The following is a 24,070-nucleotide window of genomic DNA, read 5'->3' as shown; positions in this document are numbered from 1 at the left end:
CCTCACATTCGGAAGACGCCAAATCGCGTCTCCGGCACAGGCGCATTGAGCGCCGCAGAAATCGACAGGCCGAGCACGTCGCGGGTCTGGGCGGGATCGATGATCCCATCATCCCACAGGCGGGCGGTGGCGAAATAGGGGTCGCCTTCGGTCTCGTAGCGGTCGCGAACCGGCGCCTTGAAGGCGGCCTCATCCTCGTCCGCCCAGGTTTCGCCCCGGGCCTCCAGGCCATCGCGGCGGATGGTGGCCAGCACGCTGGCGGCCTGCTCGCCGCCCATGACGCTGATCCGGCTGTTGGGCCAGGTCCAGAGGAAACGGGGCGAATAGGCCCGGCCGCACATGCCGTAATTGCCGGCCCCGAAGGAGCCGCCGATCAGGACGGTGAACTTGGGGACCTGGGCGCAGGCCACCGCGGTGACCAGCTTGGCCCCGTCCTTGGCGATGCCGCCGGCCTCATAGCGGCCGCCGACCATGAAGCCTGAGATGTTCTGCAGGAAGACCAGCGGGATCTTCCGCTGGCAGGCCAGCTCGATGAAATGGGCGCCTTTCAGCGCGCTTTCGGAAAACAGGACGCCATTATTGGCCAGGATGGCGACCGGATAGCCCCAGATGCGCGCAAAGCCGCAGACCAGGGTCGTGCCGTACAGCGCCTTGAACTCGTCGAAGTCCGAGCCGTCGACAATGCGTGCGATGACCTCGCGCACGTCATAGGGCGCGCGCACATCGCCGGGGATGAGGCCGTAGAGCTCTTGCGCATCGAAGGCCGGGGGTCGTGGCTCGGCCAGGGCCATCTGGTGGGTCTTGGTGGTGTTCAGATTGGCGACGATAGATCGCACGATGAGCAGGGCGTGCTCGTCGTTCTCGGCCACGTGGTCCACGACGCCCGAGCGCCGGCCATGGGTGTCGGCGCCCCCCAGCTCCTCGGCGCTGATCACCTCGCCGGTGGCCGCCTTCACCAGGGGCGGGCCGCCGAGAAAGATAGTCCCCTGCCCGCGGACGATCACGGTCTCGTCGGACATGGCCGGCACATAGGCCCCGCCGGCCGTGCAGGAGCCCATGACGCAGGCGATCTGGGCGATGCCCGCCGCGCTCATCTGGGCCTGATTGAAGAAGATGCGGCCGAAGTGGTCGCGATCGGGAAACACCTCGGCCTGATGCGGCAGATTGGCCCCGCCGGAATCGACCAGATAGACGCAGGGCAGATGGTTCTGCAGGGCGATTTCCTGGGCGCGGAGATGCTTCTTCACGGTCATGGGGAAATAGGCCCCGCCCTTCACCGTGGCGTCATTGGCGAGGATCATCACCTCGCGGCCAGACACCCGGCCGACGCCCGCGATCACGCCAGAGCCAGGCGCCTCGTCGTCATAGAGGCCGTGGGCGGCCAAAGCGCCGATCTCCAGAAAAGGCGCGCCGGGATCCAGCAGCCGCATGACCCGGTCCCGGGGCAGCAGCTTGCCCCGTGATTCGTGGCGTTCGCGCGCAGGCGCCGGTCCGCCCAGGGCGGCTTGCGCCGTTCGCGCCCGAAGCTGGTCAACCAGGCCGCGATTCAGCTGAGCCTGGGTCTGATATGCCTCGGAAGCCGTGTCGATGGAGGAAGTTAGCCTCGTCATATGCATGGCATAGCCCCGCGCGTCGTCACGCGCTAGGCTCTGCGACTGTGGCACGACTGCCGGACCTTCCCAGCGACACCGCCCTGGCCCAGCTGTTCTTTGACGAGCAGCTGGAGGGCGATGCGACATGGTTCTCCCTCCCCGGCGGCGGGGTCCTGTTCGAGCCCGGCGAGGCCGCCGATCAACTCTATTTCCTGAGGGCCGGCCGGCTGGGCGCCTTCCGCCATGAAGATGGCCAGGAGCCCGAATTCCTGGGGGTCATCCGGCCGGGGGAACCGGCGGGAGAGATGTCCCTGCTGTCTGGGACCCCGCACACCGCCCGGGTGGTCGCCCTGCGCGACTCCGAGGTTTTCGCTCTGCCCCGGGACCTGTTCCTGGAGGCCGCGGAGGAGGATCCTGCGGTCATGCTGGAGCTGGCCCAGCTGATCGTCCGGCGCAGCCGCCGCCAGACCCATCGCACCGCCGGCGGCGAGCCCTCAGTCTATGGCTTCGTCACCGTGGGCGAGCCCGTGGCGGTTCGCCCCCTGGTGGACCGGATCGCCCGCCACATCATGCGCCAGGGCTACAGCGTCACCGTTGTCGGGGCCGAGGCGGCCACCGCGCCCACCGAATGGTACTCCGAGGTCGAGCGAAATCACGACTTCGTCCTCTACGCCGCCGAGGGCCAGGACCTGGGCTGGCGGGCCGTCGTCGCCCGACAGGTGGACCGCCTGTTCCGGATCGGCAAGGCCGCCGCCCAACCGCCCGCCAATATCGTCCTGCACCCGGCCCAGCCGCTGCAGGCCCACCAGCTGGTGGACCTGATTCTATTGCATCCCCGGGAGAGCCCCGCGCCCCGGACCTCCGAGGCCTGGGTCAAGGCCGCCCAACCGGCCCGGCTGTTCCATATGCGACGGGACGACGAGGCCGACGCTGCGCGGCTGGCCCGGGTGCTGACCGGCCAGTCGGTGGGGCTGGTGCTGTCGGGCGGCGGGGCCAGGGCCTACGCCCATGTCGGCGCCATCCGGGTGCTGCGGGAGCGCGGCGTGCCCATCGACTTCATCGGCGGCGCCTCCATGGGCGCGATCGTCGCGGCGGGTCTGGGCATGGGCTGGTCCGATGAGGAGGCCGACCGCCGGATCCGTGACGCCTTCGTCTCCTCCAGCCCGCTGGATGACATCGCCTTCCCTCTCCTGGCCATGACCCGGGGGGAGAAGGTTCGGGCCAGGCTCTATGAGCATTTCGGCGACACCAGCATTTCTGATCTGTGGCTGCCCTTCTTCGCCGTCTCCTCGAACCTGACCACCGGCGCCTATCAGATCCACCGCAGCGGCCGCCTGACTGACGCCCTGCGCGCCACCATCGCCCTGCCCGGCGTGATGCCGCCGGCGACCCAGGGCGACGACGTCCTGGTGGATGGCGCGGTGCTGAACAACTTCCCCGCTGACGTGATGAGCGCCCTGCACCTGGGCCCGGTGGTGGGGGTCGATGTCACCCGGGGGCGCAGCATCACCGCCCGGGATGTGGCGCGACCTTCATCTGTGTTTCGCTGGATCCTGTCGGGCGCCTGGCGCCAGGGGCCGCCCATCGTCTCGCTGCTGATGCGCGCAGCCACCGTGCCGACCGGACGCGATCTCCGCGCCGCGCGGGAGAGCGTCGACCTGCTGGTCACCCCGGACATGACCGGGGTCGAGATCCGAAACTGGGAGGCCTATGACCCGGCGGTCACCGCGGGCTACCTGGCCATGGGTCAGGCCCTGGACCGCCTGACGGTCCCCGTCACCGAGCTTCGCCGGCGCAAGGCGCTGAGCGAAGGCGGTGGAAAGGGCTGGCGCTGAAACGTCGCAGCGATCACGCAGACTTGGGTTTGCCAAACTCAGAATCCCATCCCATATTCGTTGTGGTGTTCAACAATTGAAAGGAGGTGATCCAGTGTCTCATTGTCATCTGTCGCAGTCGGTGACCGTAGCCTGGGCCTCCCACGAGGTTCGCGCCTAAGCGCTGCTAAGGTTGCGGGCCGCCGCACTAGCGGTCCGACAATGGAAGGGCCGGCCCCGACAATGGGCCGGCCCTTTTTTGCATCTCGATTTGGCTGGAAGCAGCCGGACGACTAGGTCCGGCTGCGCCGTGGTCTAGTTCCGGCGGGGGGTGGTCGCCGCACCGGCTACACCGCCGATAGCCGCGCCAGCCGCCGCACCACCCAGATCGCCGCTGACGGCCCCGCCCACGGCGGCCCCGCCCAGGGCGCCGGTGGCCGCCCGCTCCGTGACGGTGGTGCCGCAGGCCGCCAGGGCCAGGGCGGAAAAGGCGATGGGGATCACGATCAGGGTCTTGCGCATGGGGAGGCTCCTCTGGGTTTCCTCAAAAAGGAAGGCGCCAGCCCCCGTCGAAGTTCCCGAAAAGTCAGTAGGCCAGACAGGCCAAGCTGACGCTTTGCAGGACGGACTCTTGCGAGAAACGGGTCCGGTAAGCCGCCCGCACCGCGCCAAGGGCCGCCCGGTCGATTGCGCCCTCTTGAGCCAGGATCACGATTTTGGACGCCTCGGCCATCAGGGCGCCGCGATGGGACCAGCGGCCCTCGGCGTCGAGGATCGTCATGCCGTTGGGGAAGCGCGGGGCCAGTTCGCGGGCGACAAAGTCCCGAAACGCCGCCTCGTCCACGCCAGGCGCCTCACCGATGTTGCGCCCGAAGAACAGGTGCGCCGTCTGGCCAGCGCGCTCGTCAGGGCCGCAGGCCGGGGCCGTGGCACAGCCCGTCAGGACCATGGCCCCCAGGATCATGGCCGCCAGCAGCCTCACCCGCCGATCAACTCCCGGCCGATCAGGAAGCGGCGAATCTCATTGGTGCCGGCGCCGATGTCGTAGAGCTTGGCGTCTCGCAGCAGGCGCTCCACCGGATAGTCCTTGGTGTAGCCTGCGCCGCCCAGGGCCTGGATGGCCTCCAGGGCGCATTTCACGGCGTTTTCCGAGGCCATCAGGATGGCGCCGGCCGCGTCGAAACGGGTGGTTAGGCCGGCATCGCAAGCCCTGGCCACCGCATAGACATAGGCCCGGGCCGAGTTGAGGGCGACATACATGTCGGCGACCTTGGCCTGCATCAGCTGGAAGGAGCCGATGGGGGCGCCGAACTGCTTGCGCTCGCGGACATAGGGCAGCACGGCGTCCAGGCAGGCCTGCATGATGCCGAGCGGCCCACCGGCCAGGACGGCGCGCTCATAGTCGAGACCGCTCATCAGGACGCCAACGCCGCCGTTCAGCGGCCCCAGCACATTCTCCTGCGGGACCTCACAGTCCTCGAACACCAACTCGCCGGTGTCGGAGCCGCGCATGCCGAGCTTGTCCAGCTTCTGGGCGCAACGGAAACCCTTGAAGTCCTTCTCGATCAGGAATGCGGTGATGGCCCGGCCCGTCACCTCGGGGTCGGTCTTGGCATAGACCACCAGGACGTCGGCATGGGGGGCGTTGGTGATCCAGAACTTGGTCCCGTTCAGCACATAGCGGTCGCCGCGGGGCTCAGCCCGGAGACGCATGGAGACCACGTCTGAGCCTGACCCGGCCTCGCTCATGGCCAGGGCGCCCACATGCTCGCCGCTGATCAGGCGTGGCAGGTAGCGTTGTTTCTGCTCCTCAGATCCCCAGCGACGGATCTGGTTCACGCAGAGGTTGGAGTGGGCGCCATAGGACAGGCCCACCGAGGCCGAGGCCCGGCTGACCTCCTCCATGGCCACCACATGTTCGAGATAGCCGAGACCGAGGCCGCCATAGGCCTCCTCCACCGTGATCCCATGCAGGCCCAGGGCGCCCATCTGGGGCCAGAGGTCCCTGGGGAAGGTGTTGGAGGCGTCGATCTGCGCCGCCCGCGGGGCGATCCTATCGGCGGAGAACCGCGCGGTGGTCTCACGGATGGCGTCGGCGGACTCGCCGAGGCCGAATTCGAGCGAAGGGCCGGACTGCAGGGTCATGGCCAAGGGCTAGCACGGGCCGCGGCGGGCCGCGAGAGGACAAACGCCCCCCAGCTCGCCCGAGCTCAGCAGCTCATGCCCCGCCGACCGCGGCGCCGCCGTCAGTTCAACCCGTCTTCGCCCTCTTCGAGGTCGTCGTCGCCGCCCAGGCGCTGCAGCACCAGATAGGCCGCGACGCCGAAGAAGCCGACCCCAGCGATGCCCGCGATCCAGCCCACGGTCAGCGGGCTGATCAGCCCGCCTTCAGTGACCCGGGCGTTGAACGCCCAGAACAGGCCGCCAGCGAACAGGGCGAGCCCCGCCCCGGCGAGGGTGATCAGCGCGCCCAGATCCCCACGGTTGATCGTGCGAGGCACCGGTTCGAAGGACATGGTCGAGGGCGGCTCAAGGGTGTCGTCGATCAGCAGCCGGGGCGGCGCATCATCCACCGTCCGGGCCTCTGGCGGCGCGGCTGGCGCCTCGAGGGGGTCGTTAGCCGCCTGGATTGTCGGGGTCACCAGCCGCGGCGGCTCCGCCGGCGCCGGCTGCGCCACCGGCGCCGCAGGCTCGGCCTCATCGGGGGGCGTCAGCACGAGGGCGCGCTCGGCGCCCCCGCCGATCAGTCCCACCGTACCGCCCCAGCTGGACGCGGCCGCCGCCTTGGGGGCGTCAGGCTCAGGCGCAGGCGCAGGCGCAGGCGCAGGCGCGGCTTCGAGCGCTTGGGCCGGCGTCGGCAAGTCTTCGGTCAGCGACGCCACAGGCGTCGGCTCATCCTGATCGGGGGTCTCCGCCATGGACAGAGACTCAGGGGTCGGCGCGTCCTCGGCGGCGGCGTCAGACGCCGGGGCCTCATCCTTGAAGATGGCGGCCAGGCGATAGCTCACCGCGGCGGCGGCGGCTTGGGCCGGACTGGGGGCCTGGGCCTCCTCCTCCGGCGGCGCCGGCCGCAGGGTGGCGGCGGCCGGGTCGCGTTCAGCTACGGCGCTCAGTCCGTCGAGGGCCGCGCGGACCGCCAGCGGGGTCTCCCGAGGCACGATCCCGGCGATGTCGGCGTCCACATTGGGCCGCAGGATCGGCGAAGGGGCCGGCACCCAGCCGTCCATGGGGGTCAGGAACAGAGTCTTCTCGGCGGCCCGGCGGCGGACCAGGGCGTCGATGACGATCCGCTCGCCCTCAAAGTCGGCCTTGCGCCACAGCTCCATGGCGCAGGCCGCCTGCAACAGCTGGCCCTCATTGATCCGGCGCAGGACCGAGGAGCGGCGGAAGTTGTCCAGGCCGATATTGAAGGCGAAGCAGCACAGGGCGTCGAACTGGTTCTGGGTCAGCGGAGCGTAGGTGACCTCGTTGACCAGGTGCGCCACGGCGATCAGGTCGTAGAGCAGCAGGGCCTCGGCGTCCCGTTCAGAGACTTCCGCCCCTTCCCGCGCCGTCAGGGTGTGGCCATAGCCAATCGTCCAGTGGCCATCGGCCAGCCTCGCGGCCTTGGCGCGGTAGCCTTCGAAGCGCTTGATCAGTTCGATCGCAGCGCGGGAGATCTGGTGACGCGGTTTCATGGCCGTCCTGATCCATGTTGAGACACAAACACGGGGTCCGGGCCTCAAGCCGCAAGATAAGGGCCGCTTACAACAGGATCAGGCCGGCGATCCCAAGGAAGGCGAAAAACCCTGTGAAGTCGGTGACGAAGGTCACAAAGACGGCAGACGACACGGCCGGGTCGCGGCCCATGCGCTCCAGGGCCAGGGGCACCAGGGCCCCGGCGGCCGCGGCGACGAACATGTTGATTATGATCGCCGCGCCAAAAGCCGCACACAGCCTCAGGTCGCCAAACACCAGATAGATGGCCACGCCGGTGACCACGGCGAGCACGCCGCCATTGACCAGACCCACCAGCATCTCCCGGCTGACCGTGCGCATGGCGTTCACCGCCGAGAGCTCACGGCTGGCCAGGGCGCGCACCGCCACGGTCAGGGTCTGGGTCGCGCCATTGCCCCCCAGAGAGGCGACGATCGGCATCAGGACGGCCAGGGTCACCACCTCGGCGATCTGCGCCTCGAAGGCCTGGATGACGCTGACCGCCAGGGCGGCGGTCAGGGTGTTGAGCAACAGCCAGGGCAGGCGCGAGGCGACCATGTCCCAGACCCCCCCGTGGCGGCCGCTGTCGGAGACGCCGGCCAGGGCCAGGATGTCTTCGCGGCTTTCCTCGTGGATGACGCCGACAATGTCATCGACGGTGATCTGCCCCACCAGCCGGCCGCCCGGCTCGACCACCGGGGCTGAAATCAGGTGGTACTTGTCGAAGATGTAAGCCACCTCCTCCTGGTCCATATCGACCGGGATTTCGGACAGCGACTCCATGATCTGGGCCAGCGGCACGTCGCGGCGGCTGCGCAGCAGGGTGCTGATCGGCACCGCGCCCACGGGCTTGTAGGCCGGATCGACCACATAGACGTCGAAGAACAGCTCAGGCAGGTCGTCGGCTTCCCGCCGGAAATGGTCGATGGCCTGGCCGACGGTCCAGAACTGCGGGGCGGCGACCACCTCGCGCTGCATCAGACGGCCGGCGGTCTCCTCGCCGTAGGACAGCGCGCTCTCGATCGCAGCGCGCTCGCCCTCCGGCAGGGCGGCCAGCACCTCGGCGCGCTTGTGGATCTCCAGATCCTCGACCACGTCGGCGGCGTCGTCGGAATCCAGTTCGCCGAGCGCCCGGGCCAGGACGTCGGGCGAGACGGCCTCGAGGATCTCCTCGCGGATTTCGTAGTCCAGCTCCGACAGGATCTCGGCCAGGGCCTCGGGATCCAGATGCGGCAGGATCTCCTTGCGATCCTCAGCGGCGAGGAAGCCGATCAGGTCGGCCACGTCGGCGGGATGCAGGGCGCTCAGCAGTTCCCGCAGGCGATCGGAGTCGCCGCGGTCAGCGGCGTCCACCACCATGGATACGAACTGCGGGTTGAGCGCATAGTCCTCGCCCAGGGCGAGGTCTTCCAGGTCTTCTTCGCGATCGACATTGAGGTCGGCGGCAGGGTCGGCCCGTTCACGGCTCATCTGGCCCTCCCCTGCGCTTTGGTCGAAATCTACCGCTTCTGCTGTTCCTGGTTCACTGGTGCGGTCGAGAAGACTCGAACTTCCACGGGTTGCCCCACAGCGACCTCAACGCTGCGCGTCTACCAATTCCGCCACGACCGCTCGTGGTGAGCCGCGGGGCGTAGCAAACCGCCGCTGCTTTGTGAAGGAGAGTTTTGCGCGCTTAGCTGCCGCCGGCCATGTAGTCGAACACATTGGCCCCGCGGGTGACGGCGATGGCGATCTTGTCGTCGCTGATCTGGATCTCGCCCCGGGCCACAGGATGGTTGTTGGCCAGGATCCAGACCTCTTCGTTGACGGTGGCGTCGAGGGGAATCACCGCCCCGCGGCCCATCCGCAGCAGCTGCTGCATCGGCAGGGAAGCGCGGCCGAGCACGACCGAGATCTCCACATTGACCGCCTGAACCTGACTGGACAAACCCACACCCCTGAGCGCCGCCTCATCTGCGACTTTGCAGCCGGCGGCTTAAGCCCCCACATTGCCCTTGCCATGCTTGACCACGCGTTAAATCCCGAGCCCCCGCAGATAAAGTTTCAGCGTCAGGATGGCGCAGCCGTCGGCTGGGCGGTGTCTCAAGGGCTTGTGGACTATGAGGCCGCCGTGGGCGTCATGGAGGCCCGCGCCGCCGCCATCGCCGAGGGCCGGGCCGGCGAGCTGGTCTGGCTGCTGGAACATCCGCCGCTCTATACGGCGGGCGTGTCCGCCAAGCCGGCCGACCTGCTGACGCCTGACCGGTTCCCGGTCTTTCAGAGCGGCCGCGGCGGCCAGTTCACCTATCACGGCCCAGGCCAGCGGGTGGCCTATGTGATGCTGGACCTCACCGCCCGGCGCCGCGATGTGCGGGCCTTCGTGGCGGCGCTGGAAGCCTGGGTGATCGAGTCGCTGGGGCGCTTCAACATCGAGGGGGCCATACGCCCCGGACGCGTCGGGGTCTGGGTGGAGCGCAACACGCCTGGCTTTCCGCCGCAGGAGGACAAGATCGCCGCCATAGGGGTCAAGCTGCGCCGGTGGGTGTCGTTCCACGGCATCGCCCTGAACGTCGAACCCGACCTTGGCCACTTCGCCGGGATCGTCCCGTGCGGCGTCACCGAGCATGGGGTGACCAGCCTGGTGGACCTGGGCCTGCCCGTGACCATGGATGAAGCCGACGCGGCGCTGCGCGTCGGCTTCGAATCCGTCTTCGGGGCGAGCGCGGAGGTCGAACCCCCGACCCTCCCCTGAGTTCAAGGCTAGGCGGTGGCGCCGTAGTAGCCGGTCACCTCATCGCGCCAGCCGTAGTCGCCGTCGCTGAAACGGGCCTTGTCGTAGCCCGGCGCGCCTTCAAGGGTGTCCTTCTCGAGGGCGACGACGAAGCCGTCCTGTTCGGTGTCATAGGTCAGGACCGACCAGGGGAGCGGATAGTGCTTTTCGCCCATGCCCAGCAGGCCGCCAAAGGCCATGGTGGCGAATTCGGCCTGGCCGGAGCGCTTGTCGATGAAGATGTTCTCCACCGTGCCCAGCTTCTCGCCCTGGGGGTTGTAGACGCTGACGCCTTCGACCTTGTCGGCGGCGATCAGGCGCATGTCGGTGCGGTCGGCGGGATCGTTTGCCATGTCAGGCTCCTCTTGAGGTGGATTGCCTCAAGGGAACCCCCCACAGGGGCCTCTGTTCCGACGGCGAAGCTGGGGATCGTCGGTCAGGCGAACTCGGCCAGCACCTCGTCGGCGGCCACCGAGTCGCCGGCCTTGGGGCCGACCAACTTCACTGTCCCGTCGCGCTCAGCGCGGATGATGTTCTGCATCTTCATGGCCTCAATGATGGCCACCACCTCGCCGGCCTTCACCTCCTGGCCCTCCACCACGCTGAGGCTGACGACAAGACCTGGCATGGGCGAGAGCACCAGCTTGGCGGTGTCGGCGGCCTGCTTGGCCGGCAGGCGCTTGTGCAGCAGGGCCGAGACCGGCGTCAGCACCAGAACCCGCGCCTCGGCGGCCCGGTGGCGGATGACAAAGCCCTCGGCCGCCGGACGCACTTGGACGCTGAATCGCGCCCCATCCAGGGTCGCGGCGAAGACCGGCTGGCCTGGACGCCAGTCGATGTCCGACAGCACCAGCCGGCGACCAGCCTCGGGCAGCTCCACGCTGACCGTGTCGCCGTCCAGGCTCAGGCGCACCGGATGATCGGCGCCGCCCAGATTGACGACCCAGTCGTGACGGCCCCGGCCGGGCCAGGCGCGCTCGCTCATCACCTGATGCATGGCGCAGGCCGCGGCGATCTGGATGTCGGTCTGGCGGGGCGTGGGGATCGCCCCGTGGAAGCCCTCGGGGAACTCGTCCTTGATATAGCTGGTGGACAGCTGGCCCGACCGGAAGCGGTCCTCGTCCATCACCGCCACCAGGAAGGGGATGTTGTGGCCGAGGCCCTCGATATGGAAGGTCTCGAGAGCTTCGCCCATGGCGTCGATGGCGGCCAGACGGGTCGGCGCCCAGGTCGACAGCTTGGAGATCATCGGGTCGTAGAACATCGAGATCTCGTCGCCCTCGCGGACGCCGGCGTCGTTGCGCACGGTCAGCCCGGCGGCCTCGGATTCCTGCGGCGGACGATAGCGAACCAGCCGGCCGATGGAGGGCAGGAAGCCGCGATAGGGATCCTCGGCATAGATGCGGCTTTCGATCGCCCAGCCGTTGATCTTCAGGTCGTCCTGCGTGAAGGCGAGCGGCTCGCCGGCGGCCGAGCGGATCATCTGCTCCACCAGGTCCACCCCGGTGATCAGCTCGGTGACCGGATGCTCCACCTGCAGGCGGGTGTTCATCTCCAGGAAGAAGAAGCTGCGGTCCTGGCCGGCGACGAACTCGACGGTGCCGGCGCTGTCGTAGCCGACCGCCTTGGCCAGCGCGATGGCCTGGTCCCCCATGGCCTTGCGGGTGGCCTCGTCCAGAAGCGGGCTGGGCGCCTCCTCGATGACCTTCTGGTTGCGCCGCTGGATCGAACATTCCCGCTCGAACAGGTGGACGACGTGGCCGTGCTTGTCGCCCAGCACCTGGATCTCGATATGGCGAGGGCTCTCGATGAACTTCTCGATGAAGATCCGGTCGTCGCCGAAGCTGGACTTGGCCTCCGCCTGCACGGCGGGGAAACCCTCTTCGACGTCCTGGCGGGTCCAGGCGACCCGGATGCCCTTGCCGCCGCCGCCGGCCGAGGCCTTGATCATCACCGGATAGCCGATCTCCTCGGCGATCTGGACGGCGTGGGCGGTGTCGGAGATTTCGCCCACATGGCCCGGCACGGTGGAGACGCCGGCGCGGCCCGCGGCCTTCTTGCTTTCGATCTTGTCGCCCATGGCCGCGATGGCCTCAGGGTTCGGCCCGATGAAGACGATGCCCTCCTCGGCCAGCCGCCTCGCGAAGCCTGCGTTTTCAGACAGGAAGCCGAAGCCCGGATGGACGGCCTCGGCCCCGGTCTCGCGGCAGGCCGCAACGATCTTGTCGGCCACCAGATAGCTTTCGGAGGCCGGAGCCGGACCGATGAAGACCGCCTCGTCGGCCATCTCCACAGCCATGGAGTCGGCGTCGGCCTCGGAATAGACCACCACCGTGGCGATCCCCATCCGGCGGCAGGTCTTGATGATGCGAACAGCGATTTCGCCCCGGTTGGCGATCAGAATCTTGGAAAACATGGTCACCGAACTCAACGCAGCTTCACCGCCGTACCCGAGGCGCTGACCATCAGCATCCCGTTCTCGGCCCCCAGGGTCTCGTAGTCCAGGTCGACGCCGACCACAGCGTCGGCGCCCAGGCCGCTGGCCTCGGCGCACATTTCGCGCAGGGCGATGGCCCGCGCCTCGCCCAGGGCCTTCTCATATCCCCCGGCGCGGCCGCCGATGATGTTGGTGATGCCAGCGAAGATGTCCCGGAAGATATGGGCGCCAATGATCGCCTCCCCGGTGACGACCCCAAGGGTCCTGGCGATCTCGCGCTCGGCGATGCTCGGGGTGGTGGCGGTGATCATTCCTGGGCTCTCCGACATCGCCCCCATTTGACAGGGGGTCCTTCCGATCCGTCGGGGGCGACCTTAGATTGGCTCACATGACCAAGCCAGCCGAGTCCCCCGTGACGACTTTTGATCTGACGCCCCCCGACCTTGCGGAACGCAAGACCCTGGAAGGCGACCTGACGCTCGAAGAGGCAGATGTCCTCCTTCGCCACGGGACGGAAGCGCCCTTCTGCGGCGGCCTGCTCGATAACAAGGAGGACGGCGTCTATTGCTGCCGCCTTTGTGGCCTGCCCCTGTTTCGCGCACACACCAAGTTCGAGAGCGGCACGGGCTGGCCGAGCTTCTTCGCCCCGATGAACGAGGCCCACGTCATCGGCGTGCGCGATGTGAGCTATGGCATGGTCCGGGTCGAGACCCGCTGCGCCCGGTGCGACAGCCACCAGGGTCACGTCTTCCCCGACGGTCCGCCGCCGACGGGCCTGCGCTATTGCATCAATTCGGTGTCCCTGGAATTCGTTGGCGACGGCGAGCCCCTGCGCGATCCCCTGGGCCGCGGCGACAACGCCCACCTGCGAGCGGGCTAACCGGCCTCCAGGATGGCGAGCATGGCCCTGGCCGTCGCCGGGTCAGTGCCATCCTGGGCATGCCAGGCGGCCGATAGTCCGGCGTGGGCGTGGGCCCAGCTTCTTAGGCGGGCCGGCTCCAGATCTGCAGCCTGCGCGATCTGCGTGAGACGCGCGGCGACGCGGTCGGGGGTCACCGAGGCCAGGTCTGGATTGGGAAAGATGTTGGCGTAGTCATAGGCGCGCTCGCCCACCAGCCCCCAGGGATCGATGGCGAGCCAGCCCAGGGCGCCGAAGTCCAGCACATTGCCGTGGTGTATGTCCCCGTGCAGGAGCACCAGGTCGCGGGGGGACCGCAGCAAGGCCATTGCGAGGTCGCGCGCCCGGCCCAGGCTCGGGTCTGCCGACTGGATCAGGGCGTCGAACAGTTTATCCAAGGGCGGCGCCGTCGGCGGGGCTGAACCGCGCGACGCGTGCAGCCTGGCGACCACCTCGCAAAGGATCGCGGTGGCCGCCTCGTCCCATCCAGCCTGGACCATCGGGACCAGTGCGCCGCCTGAGGCGCGTACCATCAGCAGCGCGTCGTCCTGGGCGGCCAATATAGGGGCAGCCCCTGCCCCGCCCCACCACGCCATGATGCTCCCGCCCCGCCGCTCGTCGGCGCTGTGAGCCAGTTTCAGCATGGCGGCCTTATCCCCTGCTCTCACCGGCAGCAGGCGCGAGCGGGTCACGGGCATGGACATGACATCGCCCTCTGGAACGAGGGTCCAGAGGGCGAGCCAGGGTTCGAAATCCTTCAGATCATCGCCCATGCGGCCAGCCTAGGCCGGCGGCCGCGTCCGGCGCAATCGCGGGCTATTCCTCGCCGTCGGTGACCTTGGCGAGGGTGGTGTTGGTGGCCATGCGCGCCGGCTGGCCGGTCACGGAGCCCTGATCGACCCGGGGCTGGACCCGCAGATTGTTCTGCACGTGCTTCACCCCGTGAATATCCTCGACGCAGTGTTCGGCCCGGTGCTTGGCGCGGCGGTCGTCGACCGTGCCGCTCAGGGTCACCTCGCCGTCCTTCACCTGGACCTGGATCTCCGAGGCGTCGATCCAGGGATCGTCGGTCAGGCGATGATGGACGTCGTCGCTGATGCGGTCGTCGGGCCGCACATAGCCCTTGGGGCCGCGTCCGCGATGGCTGCGCGCCTGATCACGGTCGCGGCGGCGTTCGGCCTCTTCGTCTCCGAACCAGGAGGCGACCTCATCGGTGGTTCGGTCCCAGAAGCCGCGGTCGTCACCGCGATCGATGCGCCGTTCGTGTCCGCCATAAACTCGGGCATAGGCGTCGCGGGTCGAGGCCCGTTGGGGCGCCGCCGGTCCGCCGAAACCGCCCTGCTCCATGGCGTAGCCTTCCTGACCAAAATAGCCTTCGCCATAAATCCGGTCGCGGTCGGGCTGGGCTCTGATCTCGCGGGACATGGTCCGTACTTCAGCGTCGCGGCCATAGGCTGCGCCGCTCTCGCGCTCCCCGAACACAGGGCCGCGAGCGGGCTGCTGCGGGGAAAAGCTGCGAGCCTCATCATCCCGCTGCCCATAGCCGCCCGAGCGACGATCCTGGTCGCCGCGCATCGCACGAATGCGCTCATATTCCTGGTCTTCGGTCCACCTGTCGGCCATGGCTGGTTCTCCCGTTTTTGACTGGGTGCGCTTCAGCGCTCTCCAAAGACAACGGGTTCAGGGGCGAGCTTGTTCCGCGACGCCGCCGGACGGCAGACGCCTCAGAGCGGGATATTATCGTGTTTCTTCCAGGGGTTGGACAGGGTTTTGCCCTTGAGGGAGCGCAGGCCGCGGACAATCCGGCGCCGGGTGCCGTGGGGCATGATGACGTCGTCGATATAGCCGCGGGCTGCGGCCACGAACGGGTTGGCGAACCGCTCCTTGTACTCCGCCTCACGGGCGACCAGCTCCTCGGGCGTCTGGTTGCGGAAGATGATCTCCACCGCCCCCTTGGAGCCCATCACCGCGATCTCGGCGGTGGGCCAGGCATAGTTCAGGTCACCGCGGATGTGCTTGGAGCTCATGACGTCATAGGCGCCGCCATAGGCCTTGCGGGTGATAATGGTGATCTTCGGCACCGTGGCCTCGGCATAGGCGAACAGGAGCTTGGCGCCGTGGCGGATCAGCCCGCCCTGCTCCTGGCGGGTGCCCGGCATGAAGCCCGGCACGTCGACGAAGGTCACCAGCGGGATCTCGAAGGCGTCGCAGAAGCGCACGAAGCGGGCGGCCTTGCGGCTGGCGTCGATGTCCAGAACGCCGGCCAGCACCTGCGGCTGGTTGGCGACTATGCCGACCGGCTGGCCGTCCATGCGGGCGAAGCCGCAGATGATGTTCTTGGCGAAGTCCGGCGAAATCTCGAAGAAATCGGCCTCGTCCACGACCTTCAGGATCAGCTCCTTCATGTCGTAGGGCTTGTTGGGGTTGGCCGGGACCAGGGTGTCAAGGCTCGGCTCCTCCCGCTCCGCCTCATCGAAGCTCACCCGCACCGGCGGGCGCTCGCGGTTCGAGGTGGGCAGGAAGTCCACCAGGCGGCGGACCTGGGTCATCGCCTCCAGGTCGTTCTCGAAGGCGCCGTCAGCGACGCCGGACTTCATGGCGTGGACCCGGTAGCCGCCCAGGTCCTCATGGGTGACGTCCTCGTGGGTGACCGTCTTCACCACGTCGGGGCCGGTCACGTACATGTAGCTCGTGTCCTTCACCATGAAGATGAAGTCCATGATGGCCGGCGAGTAGACATCGCCCCCGGCGCAGGGGCCCATGATTACGGCGATCTGCGGGATGACGCCCGAAGCCAGGGTGTTCTCCAGGAAGATGTCGGCATAGCCGGCGAGCGAATCCACGCCCTCCTGGATGCGGGCGCCGCCGGCGTCGAACAGGCCGATGATCGGGGCGCCCATCTTCAGGGCCTGGCGCTGAACCTTGAGGATCTTCTGCGCATGCGCGCTGGACAGAGATCCGCCGAAGACCGTGAAATCCTTGGAGAAGACGAAGACGGTGCGGCCGTTGATCGTGCCCCAGCCGGTGACCACGCCGTCGCCCGGAACCTTCTGTTCGGCCATGCCGAAGTCGGTGGCCCGGTGCTCGACGAACATGTCGAACTCCTCGAAGGAGCCTTCATCCAGCAGCAGGTCGACCCGCTCGCGGGCCGTCAGCTTGCCCTTGGCGTGCTGGGCTTCGATCCGCCGGGCGCCGCCGCCCTGGCGGGCGGTTTCCCGCATGGTTTCGAGCTGCTTGAGGATCTGCTTCACGCTGCGTCCCGTCCCTGAAGGCCACTGTCGGGCTCAGGCGTAATGGGCGCCGCGAAGCCGCGCAAGTTCACGCGGCGTCAGCAGAATTCGCCCTTACGCGGCGTCCAGGGCGCGGAACCAGGCGTCCAGCATGGCCGACTCCACCGACAGGCGCGCGACCCGTTCGGCCGCCTCCTCATCAATCCCCCAGGCCTCTTCCTGAAAGATCTCGTCCAGGCGCGAGAGGGTCAGCGCCTGAGCCCCGTCCAGCCAGCCCCGTTGCAGGGCGAGCGCCAGGACGGCCGAGCCATAGAGGGAGGCGCCGAAGGCGACCCCAGCCAGGCGGAAATCATCCAGTGAGGAGGCCAAGTCGCGGACCTTGACCAGGGTGGGTTCGGGCTGCGGCCTGTGGATAATTCCGGCGGCCCGGACGAAGGCGAGACCCAGCTCCCCTTCGGCCCGCTGCAGCACCGGCTCCCAGTGGGCGGTCTGGCGGGCCACCAGGGCCTCGGGCTCCTCGGCGAAATAGCAGAGCAGGTCTGAGCTGGCGTAATCGGCCACGGACTGGGCGGTGGCCGCGCGGGCCTGCGGGATGGAGTCGATGGCTGTGTTGGCCAGGCGTGTGGCGTGCATGCCGGCCACATCCAGGACTTCGCCCTGCCCCTCCCATTCCTTGGCGATCAGCTCGGCCAGGGCCCGGGTCGGGGTGACCAGCCGGCCGCCTCTCGGTCCGCGGACCTGGCGCTCGTCCAGCAGAATGGCATGGCCGCCTTCAGCCTCGGCGACGGACACAGTCTTGTAGAATCGACGGGGCCGGTCTGAGGCCTCTTGAAAACCACGTCTCAAATTCGACTCCATGGCGTGCGACGGAGATGGGGCGGATAATCGTGGAATGGGGGATCGCCCCACCGCGCGCAAGGAGGCGCCTTATGGCCCTGCCAGACCGTGATCTCCAGGCCGCAATCGCCGCGACCCGTTTTGGCCTGGGCGCGCGGCCCGACGAGATCGCCGCAGCGCAGGGCGATCCGCAGGGTTTTCTGCTGGCGCAGACGAGGCGCAAGGCCGCTTCAGGTCAGATCCGCGCCCTGCCCCTAGAGCGCGCCGAGGCCCTGCAGAATTTCCGACAGGCGCAGGCGGCCTTCCTGAAAGCCAACCGGCAGCAGGATCGCAAGGCCCGCGACCTGCAGCCAGAGGTCAACGCCGCCCGCACGGTCCTGCGCGATCAGATCGCCGCCGACGTCCTTGAACGGGCCGCGCGGGGGGCCACCACCGATGCTGGATTCGCCGAGCGCTGGGCGCTGTTCTGGGCCAACCATTTCAGCGTCGGGGCCGGCAATTTCGTGCGAACGGCCACCATCGGCCCCTATGAGGCCGCCGCCATCCGCCCCCATGTGTTCGGCAGGTTCGCAGACCTGCTGGCAGCCGCAGAAACCCATCCGGCCATGCTGCTCTATCTGGACCAGAACGGGTCGGTGGGCCCCGACAGTCCGCTGGCCCAGCGAATGGCCAGGGGCAAGGCCGCCCAGCGGCAGGTCGGCCTCAATGAGAACCTGGCCCGGGAAATCCTGGAGCTGCACACGGTCGGGGTGAACGGGGGCTACACCCAGGCCGATGTCACCGAATTCGCCCGGGCGCTCACCGGCCTGACCTTCCGCGGCTTCAACGCCCCGGCCGAGGAGGTGGGCGAGACCTATTTCCGCCAGATCGCCCATCAGCCGGGGCCGCGGTCGGTCATGGGCGTCGTCTATGAGGTCGAGGGCGAGGCCCAGGCCCTGGCCATCCTGAAAGACCTGGCCGCCCGGCCGCAGACCGCCCAGTTCATCTCCGCCAAGATCGCTCGCCACTTCGTGGCTGATGATCCTCCGCCGGCCCTGGTGGCGCGACTTGAGGCGGCCTGGCGGGACACCGACGGCGCCCTGGACCAGGTGGCGGCCGCCCTGATCACGGCGCCGGAGGCCTGGGCGCCCGAGCCGGCCAAGTTCAAGACGCCCTATGAGTTCATGATCTCCAGCTGGCGGGCGGTAGGCGACGCGCCCCGCAGACCGGCCGATCTCACCATGCTGACCGCCATGGGTCACCGTCCCTTCTACGCGCCCTCGCCGGAGGGCTGGCCTGACGAGGCGGCGGCCTGGGCGACGCCGGACGGAGTCATCAAGCGGCTGGTCTGGACGCAGGACTACGCCCCCCGCGCCATAGGCGCCGCCGATCCGTCGAACATCGCCGTCGAGGCCCTGGGCGCCCGGCTTTCGCCAGCGACCGCCACGGCGGTGGCCCGCGCGGAATCCCGCGGCGAAGGCCTCGCCCTCCTGCTGATGAGCCCGGAGTTTCAGCGCCGATGACCGCCTCCGCCCCGATCTTCGCTTCCCCGCCCCTGTCCCGGCGCCGGCTGCTGGCGGCCGGAGCCGGCCTTGGCCTTGGCCTGCAGATGTGGGGCTCCAGCGCCCTGGCGGCCCCACAGCGTCGGAAGTTCGTGCTGGTGATCCTGCGCGGGGCGGCCGACGGCCTGTCGATCACCCCTCCGGTGGGCGATGGCGCCTACGCGGCCCTGCGCCGAGAGCTGGCCATCACCGACGCGGCCCTGCCCCTGGACGGCGACTTTGGCCTGCATCCGGAGCTGAAGATCGTTCACCGGCTGATCGGCGCGGGCCAGGGGCGGTTCGCCCCAGCCGTGGCCATGCCGGCGGCCGGCCGCTCCCACTTCGAGGCGCAGGACCGCCTGGAGGCCGCGGCCGGCGACGATGTGAGCTCGGGCTGGCTGAACCGGGCCATGGCCAGCCTGGGGCGTGGCGCGCCCGTGGAGGGCCTCTCCGTAGGGCCCGTGGCGCCCCTGGTGTTGCGCGGCCAGGTGGCGACCTCGTCCTGGTCCCCCGGGCGGGCCGTGGAGACGGCGGCGCGGCTGCCCATGCTGGTCCAGGACCTCTATGCCGACGATCCCCTCCTCGGTCCCGCCCTCGCCCGGGGCCTGAAGACCGAGGTCCTGGCCCAGGCCAACCTCGCAAGGCTTGCGGCAGACACCGCCGATACGCCCGAGGCGTCCAACGCCGCCCGCCTGAGCCGCACCCTGCAGGGCGACAGCCCCGACGCCGCCGGCCGCCTGGGCGCCGCCGTGGCCGGCTTCATGGGAGAGGAGACCGGCGCCGACACGGTCGCCATCTCTCTGGACGGCTTCGACACCCACGCCAATCAGGCCGGGGCGCTGACACGACGCCTGGCCTATGTGGACGCCCTGGTCGGCGGTCTTGAGGCGGGCCTCGGCGGCAGCTGGCGCGACACGATGGTGCTGGTGGTGACGGAGTTTGGCCGCACCGCAAGGATCAACGGCACGCTGGGCACCGACCATGGGACCGCTTCAACGGCCCTGGTGCTGGGCGGCGGCCTGAAGCCCGGCGGGATCATCGGCGACTGGCCTGGCCTGCACGAGGCCCGCCTGTTCGAGAACCGCGACCTCACCCCGACCACCGACCTGCGCAGCCTGTTCAAGGGCGTCCTGGCCGACCATATGGGCGTTGATCGCCGGGCGCTGGACACTACCATCTTCCCCGATAGCGCCGCGGCGGCGCCGATCCTCGGCCTCGTCTAGCGCCGCTTGCGGCCGAAGGGCTCGGGGTCGGCCTCGTGCTCGTCAAAGCCGAAGCGGGCGAAGCCTGCCTTCATCTCCGGGCTCAGGGGCGCCTCAAGGATCAGCATGCCGCTGGAGGGGTGAGGCAGGGTCAGACGCCTGGCGTGAAGCTGCAGCTTGAGCTGACCCGACAGCTGTGCCGAGGCCTCGTCGCCATACTTGGGATCCCCCAGGATCGGGTGGCCCATGGCCTTCATATGGGCGCGCAGCTGGTGCGTCCGGCCGGTGTGGGGGCGCAGGGCCATCCAGGCGGCCCGGGGGCCAGCCCGGCTGATGGTCACGAATTCGGTCTCGGCCGGATCAGCCTCCTTGTCGCCCTTCTCAGCCGGCACGATCATCTCACGGTCGCCAACGCCGCGCTTGATCAGGGGCAGGTCCAACACGCCTTCGGTGGGACGCGGATTGCCCATGACCAGGGCCCAGTAGGTCTTCTGCGCCTTGCGCCTTGCAAAGGCGCCGGCCAGCTTGGCCGCCGCCGAGGGGGTCTTGCCCAGGACGAGGACGCCGGAAGTATCCCTGTCCAGGCGGTGGACAAGCCTCGGCCGCGACAGCCCTTCGCCCCAGGCGCCCAGCAGACGGTCCACATGGCTGTTGGTCTTGGTGCCGCCCTGAACGGCCAGGCCCGAAGGTTTGTTGAGGACCAGAACCTCCTCGTCCTCATAGATGACGAGCCCCTTCACGAAGGCGACGTCCCGGGGATGCAGCTCGACGGCCTTGCGGCTGTCGCCCTTGGCCGGTGCGTCCGGCAGGGGCGGCACGCGGACGGTCTCGCCGCCTTCCAGCCGGGTGTCGGGCTTGGCGCGGGCGCCATCGATGCGGACCTGGCCCGAGCGGATCAGCTTGTGCAGCTGTCCCTGGGTCAGGTGGGGCCAGCGCCGGCGGAACCAGCGGTCCAGACGCACCCCGCCCTCGGCGGGATCGACCACCATGTTGCGGACCTCACGCATCAGGCGAACCTGCGCATGAACATCAGCCCGGCGAACAGGGCGGCGATTGAAAGGACCACCGAGACCAGCACATAGCCCAGGGCCTCGCCATAGGCGCGGCGCTCGATCATCAGGACGGTCTCCAGGGAAAAGGCTGAAAAGGTGGTGAAGCCGCCGAGCAGGCCAACGCCCAGCAGCAGCCGCAGGCGTTCCTGGTCGCCGCCGCCCCTCAGCGCGAGCCAGCCCACCAGCAGGCCCATCAGCAGGCCGCCGGAGACGTTGGCGATGAAGGTTCCGGCCGGCCAGGACATGCCAAGCCGGTTTAGGCTGACCACGCCCAGCAGGTAGCGCGCCACCGCGCCGACCCCGCCGCCGAGGGCGACCAGAAAGAGCTTTTCCATGGCCCCTTATGCAAGCGGAGCCTCGATCCCGCCAAGCGCCGATTGGCGTACAAGGGTCAGACGCGGGGTCGCAGGGTCTCCTGAACCCCGCGGGCCTCGTAGGCGTTGGGGTCCGGCGGACGCTGGCCGCGGCCCATCACCACTTCCAGGCTCTGGATCGCCGAAGGTCCGCCCCCCAGGGACATGCTGGTGCCGACTCCGACCCCGATAGCGGTCCGGCCGCCATAGGACCCACCGCCCGTGCCCAGCGACAGGCGGGGACCGCCGCCCGGCCGCCCGGATGTGGCGCGATCGGTGATCTGGAACCAGTCGTAGCCTTGGGCGAGGGTGAGCTCGGCTGCGCGCAGCAGCGCATAGTCGGCCACCTGTTGCGGGGGCGCGCCTGGCCCGCCCTGGTAGGTGACGCGGAAGCGTCCGGGCTCGATCTGGTATTCCGAATAGCCCGCCCCCCGGGGACCATAGGCGGGGCCATAGGGTGAGGCGGCCATGGCGCACCCGCCGAGGACGGCGCAGACAGACAGACAGGCGAATAGGCGCTTCATGCGGCCATAACGTGCCGCGACGGACCGCTGTTCCGCAACAGCTTCAATAGGTCGGCGTCGCAAGGCCGAGGCCCGCGCAAAAGGCGCCCATGTCGGCTGGCGGCGGGGCGGTGATGCGCAGGCGTTCCCCGCCCGCCCGGGGGACGTCCAGGGCCGCAGCGTGCAGCATCAGCCGTGAACAAATCTGCCCGCCAAGACTCAGCGCCCCGCCATAGCGGACATCGCCGGCGATCGGCCGACCGATGGAGGCCATATGGACCCGGAGCTGGTGCATGCGGCCGGTCTTCGGCGACAGCTCCACCAGGGCGGCCGTTGGGGTGGCGCTCAAGGTCCGGTAGCGGCTCTGTGCGGTTTCGGCGCCGTCGGCTTCGGGGCTGCAGATCCGCATATAGGCTTCGCGACCGATCTCCTCCCGGCGCAGGGGCTTGTCGATCAGCCCCTCCCGAGGCTCCGGCGCACCAGGCGCGACCACGGCCAGATAGGTCTTGCCAAAGCGTCGGGCCATCATCGCCTTGCCCAAGGCCGAGGCCGCCGGCTTGGTCTTGGCCGTCAGGATGACGCCGGAGGTGTCCCGGTCCAGCCGGTGGATCAGCCGTGGCCGCGCCTTGCCCGGCTTGGCGAAGGCGAACAGCAGCTCATCAAGCGTATGGACCTGCCCCCGCCCGCCCTGGCTCGACAGGCCTGAGGGCTTGTTGAGCGCCAGCAGGTCGTCGTCCTCATAGATCACCATGGAGCGGACCCAGGCGATTTCGTCGGGCGAGAGGCGGATTGCTGGCGGAGGCGCCTTTTCGGCGCGGGCCGTCGGGCTGCGGCTCATCCTTGAGCCTTGCGGGTGCGCAGTTCAGCCCAGCGGTCGAGTCGCGCCTTGATCGGCCCTTCGGCCCCCTCGCCCTTGGGGCGATAGAAGACCGGCCGCGCCATCTCGTCGGGGAAGTAGTTCTGGCCAGAGAAGCCTTCCTCGGTGTCGTGGTCGTAGGCGTAGCCCTTGCCATAGCCAAGGTCGCGCATCAGGCGGGTCGGCGCATTGCGGATGTGGGCCGGCGGCATGAGGGAGCCGGTGTCCTTGGCCGCCTTTTGGGCTGCCTTGAAGGCTGCATAGACGGCGTTGGACTTGGGCGCGGTGGCCAGGTGGACCACCAGTTGGGCGAGCGCGATCTCGCCCTCGGGACTGCCCAGGAAGTCGTAGGTGTCCTTGGCGGCGTTGGCGAGGACGAGCGCCATGGGGTCGGCGGCGCCGATGTCCTCGGCCGCGGTGCGGATCAGCCGCCTCGCCAGATAGAGCGGATCCTCCCCGCCCCCCAGCATGCGGGCCAGCCAGTAGAGGGCCGCGTCCGGATCCGACCCGCGGATCGACTTATGCAGGGCCGAGATGAGGTTGTAGTGCTCCTCCCGGTCCTTGTCGTAGGCCGGGCTGCGCTTCTGCAGGATGGCGCCCAGTTCCTTGGTCGACAGCGCCTTGGCCGTACCGATGTTGAACAGGGTCTCAGCCAGGGTCAGCAGGTAGCGGCCGTCCCCGTCAGCGAGCGCCACCAGGGCCTGGCGGGCCTCGGGCTCCAGCGGCAGGGCGCGGCCCTCGAAGGCCTCGGCCTTGGCCAGCAGCGTGGTGAGCGCCTCGTCGTCCAGCCGCTTGAGCACGAAGACCTGGCAGCGCGACAAGAGCGCCCCGTTCAGCTCGAAGGACGGGTTTTCGGTGGTGGCGCCCACCAGGGTGACGATCCCCTCCTCCACAAAGGGCAGGAAGCCGTCCTGCTGGGCGCGGTTGAAGCGATGGATCTCATCGACGAACAACAGGGTCGACTGGCCGGCCAGCCGGCGGGCCCGGGCCTGCTCGAAGGCCTTCTTCAGGTCGGCCACGCCGGTGAAGACTGCCGAAAGCTGCTGAAATTCATAGCCTGCCGCCTTGGCCAGCAGCCGCGCGATGGTGGTCTTGCCGGTCCCCGGCGGCCCCCACAGGATCATGGAGGCCAGGCGGTGGGCCTGGGCCATGCGGCCGATGGGGCCGTCCTCGCCCAGCAGATGATCTTGTCCCACCACCTCGCCCAGAGTTTGCGGACGCAGGCGATCAGCCAGCGGCGAGGGCGCGTGCGGGGTCAGCCCAGCGGCTTCGAAGAGATCGGCCATCGGCGACTCATAGCAAATCCGCGCCTGCGCCGCGCGGGCGCGATC

At 68.9% G+C, this 24,070-nt stretch carries 24 protein-coding genes and 1 tRNA gene; 5 read left to right on the top strand and 20 right to left on the bottom strand.

What is annotated here, in order from left to right:
• Positions 1–2: 2 nt before the first annotated feature.
• Positions 3–1,610: a carboxyl transferase domain-containing protein gene (locus Q8N19_RS05860; protein ID WP_305588654.1), complete on the bottom strand. Its 1,608-nt coding sequence runs from the start codon at positions 1,608–1,610 to the stop codon at positions 3–5.
• Positions 1,611–1,657: 47 nt separating this feature from the next.
• Between Q8N19_RS05860 and Q8N19_RS05855 the strand changes: the two genes are divergently transcribed.
• On the top strand, positions 1,658–3,427 hold the full coding sequence (locus Q8N19_RS05855) for a patatin-like phospholipase family protein (RefSeq protein ID WP_305588653.1): 1,770 nt from the start codon (positions 1,658–1,660) through the stop codon (positions 3,425–3,427).
• A gap of 294 nt (positions 3,428–3,721) precedes the next feature.
• Here Q8N19_RS05855 and Q8N19_RS05850 read toward each other — a convergent pair whose 3' ends face one another.
• The 7 genes from Q8N19_RS05850 to Q8N19_RS05820 form a co-directional block, all read right to left on the bottom strand.
• Positions 3,722–3,928, bottom strand: coding sequence for a hypothetical protein (locus Q8N19_RS05850; protein WP_305588652.1), 207 nt, complete (start codon positions 3,926–3,928; stop codon positions 3,722–3,724).
• Positions 3,929–3,992: 64 nt separating this feature from the next.
• The gene (locus Q8N19_RS05845; RefSeq protein WP_305588651.1) at positions 3,993–4,388 is read right to left on the bottom strand and encodes a DUF3574 domain-containing protein; all 396 of its coding nucleotides are present in this window, start codon (positions 4,386–4,388) and stop codon (positions 3,993–3,995) included.
• On the bottom strand, positions 4,385–5,551 hold the full coding sequence (locus Q8N19_RS05840) for an isovaleryl-CoA dehydrogenase (RefSeq protein WP_305588650.1): 1,167 nt from the start codon (positions 5,549–5,551) through the stop codon (positions 4,385–4,387). Before Q8N19_RS05840 ends, Q8N19_RS05845 begins: the two co-directional genes overlap by 4 nt.
• 101 nt (positions 5,552–5,652) lie before the next feature.
• Positions 5,653–7,083 carry a lysozyme gene (locus Q8N19_RS05835; RefSeq protein ID WP_305588649.1) on the bottom strand — a complete coding sequence of 477 codons (1,431 nt, stop codon included), beginning with the start codon at positions 7,081–7,083 and terminating at the stop codon, positions 5,653–5,655.
• A 67-nt stretch (positions 7,084–7,150) separates the two neighbouring features.
• The gene (mgtE, locus tag Q8N19_RS05830) at positions 7,151–8,572 is read right to left on the bottom strand and encodes a magnesium transporter (RefSeq protein ID WP_305588648.1); all 1,422 of its coding nucleotides are present in this window, start codon (positions 8,570–8,572) and stop codon (positions 7,151–7,153) included.
• Positions 8,573–8,628: 56 nt separating this feature from the next.
• Positions 8,629–8,713: transfer RNA gene (locus Q8N19_RS05825), tRNA-Leu, on the bottom strand.
• Between the two features lie 61 nt (positions 8,714–8,774).
• Positions 8,775–9,035: a FliM/FliN family flagellar motor switch protein gene (locus tag Q8N19_RS05820; protein ID WP_305588647.1), complete on the bottom strand. Its 261-nt coding sequence runs from the start codon at positions 9,033–9,035 to the stop codon at positions 8,775–8,777.
• 66 nt (positions 9,036–9,101) lie between these two features.
• On the opposite strand from Q8N19_RS05820, the gene lipB reads away from it, so the two are divergent.
• Complete coding sequence (gene lipB, locus Q8N19_RS05815; RefSeq protein WP_305588646.1) at positions 9,102–9,833, top strand: lipoyl(octanoyl) transferase LipB; 732 nt, start codon at positions 9,102–9,104, stop codon at positions 9,831–9,833.
• A gap of 8 nt (positions 9,834–9,841) precedes the next feature.
• Here lipB and Q8N19_RS05810 read toward each other — a convergent pair whose 3' ends face one another.
• From Q8N19_RS05810 to Q8N19_RS05800, 3 genes are all read right to left on the bottom strand, one after another.
• Positions 9,842–10,204 (bottom strand): PRC-barrel domain-containing protein, encoded by a 363-nt coding sequence (locus Q8N19_RS05810; protein WP_305588645.1) that lies wholly within the window; start codon positions 10,202–10,204, stop codon positions 9,842–9,844.
• Between the two features lie 83 nt (positions 10,205–10,287).
• Entirely contained in the window at positions 10,288–12,267 is a 1,980-nt protein-coding gene (locus tag Q8N19_RS05805; protein WP_305588644.1) for an acetyl/propionyl/methylcrotonyl-CoA carboxylase subunit alpha, read from the bottom strand.
• A gap of 11 nt (positions 12,268–12,278) precedes the next feature.
• Positions 12,279–12,599 (bottom strand): heavy metal-binding domain-containing protein, encoded by a 321-nt coding sequence (locus tag Q8N19_RS05800; protein WP_305588643.1) that lies wholly within the window; start codon positions 12,597–12,599, stop codon positions 12,279–12,281.
• A gap of 77 nt (positions 12,600–12,676) precedes the next feature.
• Between Q8N19_RS05800 and msrB the strand changes: the two genes are divergently transcribed.
• The gene (gene msrB, locus Q8N19_RS05795) at positions 12,677–13,168 is read left to right on the top strand and encodes a peptide-methionine (R)-S-oxide reductase MsrB (RefSeq protein WP_305588642.1); all 492 of its coding nucleotides are present in this window, start codon (positions 12,677–12,679) and stop codon (positions 13,166–13,168) included.
• Here msrB and Q8N19_RS05790 read toward each other — a convergent pair.
• From Q8N19_RS05790 to Q8N19_RS05775, 4 genes are all read right to left on the bottom strand, one after another.
• Positions 13,165–13,959: an aminoglycoside phosphotransferase family protein gene (locus tag Q8N19_RS05790; protein ID WP_305588641.1), complete on the bottom strand. Its 795-nt coding sequence runs from the start codon at positions 13,957–13,959 to the stop codon at positions 13,165–13,167. The two genes, msrB and Q8N19_RS05790, sit on opposite strands and share 4 nt — an antisense overlap.
• 43 nt (positions 13,960–14,002) lie before the next feature.
• A complete protein-coding gene (locus Q8N19_RS05785; protein ID WP_305588640.1) occupies positions 14,003–14,809 on the bottom strand; it encodes a BON domain-containing protein in 807 nt (268 codons plus the stop codon).
• Between the two features lie 101 nt (positions 14,810–14,910).
• Positions 14,911–16,407, bottom strand: a complete 1,497-nt coding sequence (locus tag Q8N19_RS05780; RefSeq protein WP_371133795.1) for an acyl-CoA carboxylase subunit beta — start codon at positions 16,405–16,407, stop codon at positions 14,911–14,913.
• 123 nt (positions 16,408–16,530) lie between these two features.
• Positions 16,531–17,262, bottom strand: a complete 732-nt coding sequence (locus tag Q8N19_RS05775; RefSeq protein WP_305588638.1) for an ATP12 family chaperone protein — start codon at positions 17,260–17,262, stop codon at positions 16,531–16,533.
• A gap of 83 nt (positions 17,263–17,345) precedes the next feature.
• Between Q8N19_RS05775 and Q8N19_RS05770 the strand changes: the two genes are divergently transcribed.
• Both Q8N19_RS05770 and Q8N19_RS05765 read left to right on the top strand, forming a co-directional pair.
• Positions 17,346–18,755 (top strand): DUF1800 family protein, encoded by a 1,410-nt coding sequence (locus Q8N19_RS05770; protein ID WP_305588637.1) that lies wholly within the window; start codon positions 17,346–17,348, stop codon positions 18,753–18,755.
• Positions 18,752–19,996 (top strand): DUF1501 domain-containing protein, encoded by a 1,245-nt coding sequence (locus Q8N19_RS05765; RefSeq protein WP_305588636.1) that lies wholly within the window; start codon positions 18,752–18,754, stop codon positions 19,994–19,996. The genes Q8N19_RS05770 and Q8N19_RS05765 overlap by 4 nt, the downstream gene beginning before the upstream one ends.
• Here Q8N19_RS05765 and Q8N19_RS05760 read toward each other — a convergent pair.
• The 5 genes from Q8N19_RS05760 to Q8N19_RS05740 form a co-directional block, all read right to left on the bottom strand.
• The gene (locus Q8N19_RS05760) at positions 19,993–20,982 is read right to left on the bottom strand and encodes an RluA family pseudouridine synthase (protein ID WP_305588635.1); all 990 of its coding nucleotides are present in this window, start codon (positions 20,980–20,982) and stop codon (positions 19,993–19,995) included. The genes Q8N19_RS05765 and Q8N19_RS05760 overlap by 4 nt on opposite strands.
• Complete coding sequence (crcB, locus tag Q8N19_RS05755) at positions 20,982–21,362, bottom strand: fluoride efflux transporter CrcB (RefSeq protein WP_305588634.1); 381 nt, start codon at positions 21,360–21,362, stop codon at positions 20,982–20,984. Before crcB ends, Q8N19_RS05760 begins: the two co-directional genes overlap by 1 nt.
• Positions 21,363–21,418: 56 nt before the next feature.
• Complete coding sequence (locus Q8N19_RS05750) at positions 21,419–21,850, bottom strand: hypothetical protein (RefSeq protein WP_305588633.1); 432 nt, start codon at positions 21,848–21,850, stop codon at positions 21,419–21,421.
• A gap of 97 nt (positions 21,851–21,947) precedes the next feature.
• Positions 21,948–22,721, bottom strand: a complete 774-nt coding sequence (locus Q8N19_RS05745) for an RluA family pseudouridine synthase (protein ID WP_305588632.1) — start codon at positions 22,719–22,721, stop codon at positions 21,948–21,950.
• The gene (locus Q8N19_RS05740; protein ID WP_305588631.1) at positions 22,718–24,025 is read right to left on the bottom strand and encodes a replication-associated recombination protein A; all 1,308 of its coding nucleotides are present in this window, start codon (positions 24,023–24,025) and stop codon (positions 22,718–22,720) included. The genes Q8N19_RS05745 and Q8N19_RS05740 overlap by 4 nt, the downstream gene beginning before the upstream one ends.
• Positions 24,026–24,070 lie beyond the last annotated feature (45 nt).

It is taken from the genome of Phenylobacterium sp., assembly GCF_030693405.1.
Taxonomy (GTDB): Bacteria; Pseudomonadota; Alphaproteobacteria; order Caulobacterales; family Caulobacteraceae; genus Phenylobacterium.
Note: the sequence above shows the minus strand (reverse complement) of the source record. Positions and strands in the feature narration are given on the sequence as shown.

Coding starts and splice junctions, on each gene's coding strand:
- Q8N19_RS05860 (WP_305588654.1), bottom strand. CDS start 1,610: ATGACGAGGCTAACTTCCTCCATCGACACGGCTTCCGAGGCATATCAG.
- Q8N19_RS05850 (WP_305588652.1), bottom strand. CDS start 3,928: ATGCGCAAGACCCTGATCGTGATCCCCATCGCCTTTTCCGCCCTGGCC.
- Q8N19_RS05840 (WP_305588650.1), bottom strand. CDS start 5,551: ATGACCCTGCAGTCCGGCCCTTCGCTCGAATTCGGCCTCGGCGAGTCC.
- Q8N19_RS05835 (WP_305588649.1), bottom strand. CDS start 7,083: ATGAAACCGCGTCACCAGATCTCCCGCGCTGCGATCGAACTGATCAAG.
- mgtE (WP_305588648.1), bottom strand. CDS start 8,572: ATGAGCCGTGAACGGGCCGACCCTGCCGCCGACCTCAATGTCGATCGC.
- lipB (WP_305588646.1), top strand. CDS start 9,102: ATGCTTGACCACGCGTTAAATCCCGAGCCCCCGCAGATAAAGTTTCAG.
- Q8N19_RS05810 (WP_305588645.1), bottom strand. CDS start 10,204: ATGGCAAACGATCCCGCCGACCGCACCGACATGCGCCTGATCGCCGCC.
- Q8N19_RS05805 (WP_305588644.1), bottom strand. CDS start 12,267: ATGTTTTCCAAGATTCTGATCGCCAACCGGGGCGAAATCGCTGTTCGC.
- Q8N19_RS05800 (WP_305588643.1), bottom strand. CDS start 12,599: ATGATCACCGCCACCACCCCGAGCATCGCCGAGCGCGAGATCGCCAGG.
- msrB (WP_305588642.1), top strand. CDS start 12,677: ATGACCAAGCCAGCCGAGTCCCCCGTGACGACTTTTGATCTGACGCCC.
- Q8N19_RS05790 (WP_305588641.1), bottom strand. CDS start 13,959: ATGGGCGATGATCTGAAGGATTTCGAACCCTGGCTCGCCCTCTGGACC.
- Q8N19_RS05785 (WP_305588640.1), bottom strand. CDS start 14,809: ATGGCCGACAGGTGGACCGAAGACCAGGAATATGAGCGCATTCGTGCG.
- Q8N19_RS05780 (WP_371133795.1), bottom strand. CDS start 16,407: ATGCGGGAAACCGCCCGCCAGGGCGGCGGCGCCCGGCGGATCGAAGCC.
- Q8N19_RS05770 (WP_305588637.1), top strand. CDS start 17,346: ATGGCCCTGCCAGACCGTGATCTCCAGGCCGCAATCGCCGCGACCCGT.
- Q8N19_RS05765 (WP_305588636.1), top strand. CDS start 18,752: ATGACCGCCTCCGCCCCGATCTTCGCTTCCCCGCCCCTGTCCCGGCGC.
- Q8N19_RS05760 (WP_305588635.1), bottom strand. CDS start 20,982: ATGCGTGAGGTCCGCAACATGGTGGTCGATCCCGCCGAGGGCGGGGTG.
- crcB (WP_305588634.1), bottom strand. CDS start 21,362: ATGGAAAAGCTCTTTCTGGTCGCCCTCGGCGGCGGGGTCGGCGCGGTG.
- Q8N19_RS05750 (WP_305588633.1), bottom strand. CDS start 21,850: ATGGCCGCCTCACCCTATGGCCCCGCCTATGGTCCCCGGGGGGCGGGC.
- Q8N19_RS05745 (WP_305588632.1), bottom strand. CDS start 22,721: ATGAGCCGCAGCCCGACGGCCCGCGCCGAAAAGGCGCCTCCGCCAGCA.
- Q8N19_RS05740 (WP_305588631.1), bottom strand. CDS start 24,025: ATGGCCGATCTCTTCGAAGCCGCTGGGCTGACCCCGCACGCGCCCTCG.